2 protein-coding genes and 1 pseudogene are annotated in these 3,986 nt (G+C 63.9%); 2 read left to right on the forward strand and 1 reads right to left on the reverse strand.

Going from position 1 to position 3,986, the window contains the following annotated elements:
• Both HLUSI_RS0103240 and cphA read left to right on the forward strand, forming a co-directional pair.
• Nucleotides 1-817 (forward strand): Mur ligase family protein (locus HLUSI_RS0103240; protein WP_016832604.1); only part of this gene is annotated, 817 nt, incomplete at its 5' end.
• An 83-nt stretch (nt 818-900) separates the two neighbouring features.
• Nucleotides 901-3,470 (forward strand): annotated as a pseudogene (gene cphA, locus HLUSI_RS26735) (cyanophycin synthetase).
• Between the two features lie 120 nt (nt 3,471-3,590).
• Here cphA and HLUSI_RS0103250 read toward each other — a convergent pair.
• On the reverse strand, nt 3,591-3,986 hold a 396-nt coding region (locus tag HLUSI_RS0103250), incomplete at its 5' end, for a peptide deformylase (RefSeq protein WP_016832605.1).

The raw sequence follows: 3,986 nt of genomic DNA on the forward strand, positions 1-3,986 counted from the left end.
CCCGGTCGGCCAGGCCATCGTCGAACACCTGTTCAAGCCGGAAGACACCGGCCGCATCCCTATCGTCGGCATCACCGGCACCCACGGCAAGACCACCATCGCCCGCCTGGTCGCACGCATCATCGACCTCAGCGGCAAGCATGTCGGCCTGGCTTGCGGCGACGGCCTGTACCTCGGCCAGCGCCTTGTCGAAAAAGGCAATCGCGCCAACTGGGGCGCCGCCCATCGCGTGTTGCTCAACCGCGCCGTCGAAGCCGCCGTGTTTGAAAACGGCAGCGTCTCGATTCTCTCCGAAGGCCTCGCCTACGACCGCTGCCAGGTCGGCGTGGTCACCAACATCGATCCGGCCGACAGCCTGCCCGAGTACTACATCGACAACGCCGAGCAACTGGCCACCAAGGTCAAGCGCACCCAGGTCGACCTGGTGCTGCCGGACGGCGCGGCCGTGCTCAACGCCGATGATCCGCTGGTGGCCGACATGGCCCAGCTGTGCGATGGCGAAGTCATCTTCTTCAGCACCGACCCGGCCTCGGAACTGGTGGCAAGCCACCTGAAGGAAGGCGGCCGCGCCGTGTTCCTGCGCGGTGGCGACCTGATCCAGGCCGAAGGCGAACGCCAGTGCAAGGTCAGCTCGGTGGACGCCATCCCGCTGACCGAAAACGGCGCCGTGGCCTACCAGGTCGAGAACGTGCTGGCCGCGGTCGCTGCAACCTGGGCCCTGGGCATCACGGCCGACCTGATCCGCGCAGGCATCGAATTGTTCGGCACCGAGCAGGCGGAAGAGCAAGGCAAGAAACGCAAGGCGCAGACGGCCTGAGGCGCAGCTTTTCAAAGCAGACCAAAGCAAGGCCGGACTCCGGTCAAGAAACTTAAAACAGATACATTCAGGAAGACTTGTTGATGGACGTTTCACGTATTCGCGTACTGCGCGGCCCTAACCTCTGGAGCAGGCACACTGCGATCGAAGCCATCGTCTCGTGCCCCGAGGTCGAGCGCGCCATCGAAGGCATGCCCGGTTTTGAAGTGCGCCTGCGCGCGCGCTTCCCGCACATCGGCTTCCTGCAACCGGCCGGCGAAGTCAAGGCCGTCTCCATGGCGCATGCGCTGCAAGCCGCCGCGCTGGGCCTGCAATCGCAGGCAGGTTGCCCGGTTACCTTCAGCCGCACCGTACCCACCGTCGAAGCGGGCGTGTATCAGGTCATCGTGGAATACAGCGAAGAAGCCGTCGGCCGCCTCGCCTTCGAGCTGGCTCAGGAACTGTGCAATGCCGCCCTCGACGACAAGCCCTTCGATCTGGCCGATGCCTTGGCGCGCCTGCGCGAACTGGACGAAGACGTGCGTCTCGGCCCCAGCACCGGCTCCATCGTCGCCGCTGCAGTCAAGCGCGGCATCCCTTTCCGTCGCCTGACCGACGGCAGCATGGTGCAATTCGGCTGGGGCAGCCGCCAGAAACGCATCCAGGCCGCCGAGACCAGCAATACCAGCGCCATCGCCGAATCGATCGCGCAGGACAAGGAACTGACCAAGATGCTGCTCAACGCCGCCGGCGTGCCGGTGCCGAACGGGCGCGTGGTGGAAACCGTCGAGGACGCCTGGGCCGCGGCACAGGAAATCGCCGCGCCGGTCGTCATCAAGCCGCGTGACGGCAATCAGGGCAAAGGCGTCGCCGTCAACATCAGCAGCCGCGAACAAATCGTCGCCGCCTTCAACGCCGCCGTCAAAATCAGCGATGAAATCATCGTCGAACGCTACCTGCCCGGCCACGACTACCGCCTGCTGGTGATCGCAAGACGTTGGTCGCTGCGGCCCGTCGCGATCCGCCGCAAGTCATCGGCGACGGCGTACACACCATTCGCCAACTGGTCGACACGGTCAACAGCGATCCGCTGCGCGGCGACGGTCACGCGACTTCGCTGACCAAGATCCGTTTCGACGACATCGCGCTGGCGACGCTGTCCAAGCAAAACTACGACGCCGAATCAATCCCGCCGCAAGGCGCCCGCATCGTCCTGCGCAACAACGCCAACCTGTCCACCGGCGGCACCGCCACCGACGTCACTGACGACGTCCACCCGGAACTGGCCGCGCGCGCAGTGGCTGCGGCGCAGATGGTCGGTCTTGACATCTGCGGCGTCGACATCGTCTGCAACAGCGTGCACGCGCCGCTGGAAGAGCAGGAAGGCGGTATCGTCGAAGTCAACGCCGCTCCCGGCCTGCGTATGCACCTTAGCCCTTCTTACGGCAAGGGCCGCGCAGTCGGCGACGCCATCATCTCGACCATGTTCGCCGATGGCGACGACGCGCGCATCCCGCTCGTTGCAGTGGCAGGCACCAACGGCAAAACCACGACCGTGCGCCTGATCACGCACCTGCTGGCGCAAAAGGGCCTGCGCGTCGGCATGACCAACACCGATGGCGTCTACATCGACAATCAACGCACCGACACCGGCGACTGCAGCGGTCCGCGCAGCGCCCGCAACGTGCTGTTCCACCCCGACGTCGATGCTGCCGTGCTGGAAACCGCACGTGGCGGCGTGCTGCGCGAAGGCCTCGGCTTCGACCGCTGCAACGTTGCCGTGGTGACCAACATCGGCATGGGCGACCATCTCGGCCTCAGCTACATCAGCACGGTCGAAGACCTGGCCGTGGTCAAGCGCGTGATTGTTGAGAACGTCGCGCCGACCGGCTACGCAGTGCTCAACGCCGCCGACGCCATGGTGTCGAGCATGGCGCCATCCTGCCCCGGCGCAGTGATCTTCTTTGCGCTTGATCCGACTCATCCGATCATGGCGACGCATCGCGCCCAAGGCCATCGCGTGGTCTTCCGCGACGGCGACGACATCGTGGCGGCGCAAGGCGATCAGGAAATCCGCCTGGCGCTCAAGGATATTCCGCTGACCCGCAATGGCGGCATCGGCTTCCAAGTGGAAAACACCATGGCCTCAGTCGGTGCAGCATGGGCCCTGAGTCTTGACTGGGACATCGTGCGCGCAGGCTTGCGCACCTTCATCAGCGACGTCGGCACCGCGCCGGGCCGCTTCAACCTGTTCGACTATCGCGGCGCCACCGTGATCGCCGACTACGGTCACAATCCGGACGCCATCAACGCGCTGGTCAAGGCCGTGGAAAGCATTCCCGCCAAGCGTCGCTCGGTGGTCATCAGCGGCGCCGGCGACCGCCGCGACATCGACATCCGCCAGCAAACCGAAATCCTCGGCGACGCCTTCGACGAAGTCGTGCTGTACCAGGATCAATGCCAGCGCGGACGCGCCGACGGCGAAGTGCTGGCGCTGCTGCGCCAGGGCCTGACCAATGCGCGCCGCACGACGGTGACGAAGGAAGTCTTTGGTGAATTTCTTGCCATCGATACGGCGCTGGCGTCGCTCAAGGACGGCGATCTGTGCCTGATCCTGATCGACCAGATCGAAGAAGCGCTGGCGCATATCGGCAAGCGCGTCGCGGAAGGCTGAACCGCTCCTCCCAGCTTGCGGTAACCCGCCATGAAAAATCGCGTATGAAGTCAGGCTTCATACGCGATTTTTTTATGAGCTGAAGACATTACATGCATTCATCGGTCCGGCTTGATCGACTCAATCGTCGTCGTTCGGATCCAGCTCGGGAAACAGGATTTCGGTAAAGCCGAAGCGCGTGAAATCCTTGATCCGCATCGGATACAGCACTCCGATCAGATGATCGCACTCATGCTGCACCACGCGCGCATGGAAACCATCGACAGTGCGATCAATGCGATTGCCCTTTTCGTCCATGCCTTCATAGCGCAAGCGACTCCAGCGCGGCACCACCCCGCGCAGACCCGGCACCGACAAGCATCCCTCCCAACCCTCCTCCTGTTCGTCGCTCAACGGCGTCAGGGTCGGATTGATCAGCACGGTTTCCGGTACTTCGGGTGCATCGGGGTAGCGCTGGTTCTTCTTGAAACCGAAAATCACCAGTTGCACGGCACGCATGGTTTCGAACATGTCGGC

Origin of the sequence: Herbaspirillum lusitanum P6-12, from assembly GCF_000256565.1 — a bacterium.
GTDB lineage: Bacteria > Pseudomonadota > Gammaproteobacteria > Burkholderiales > Burkholderiaceae_D > Herbaspirillum > Herbaspirillum lusitanum.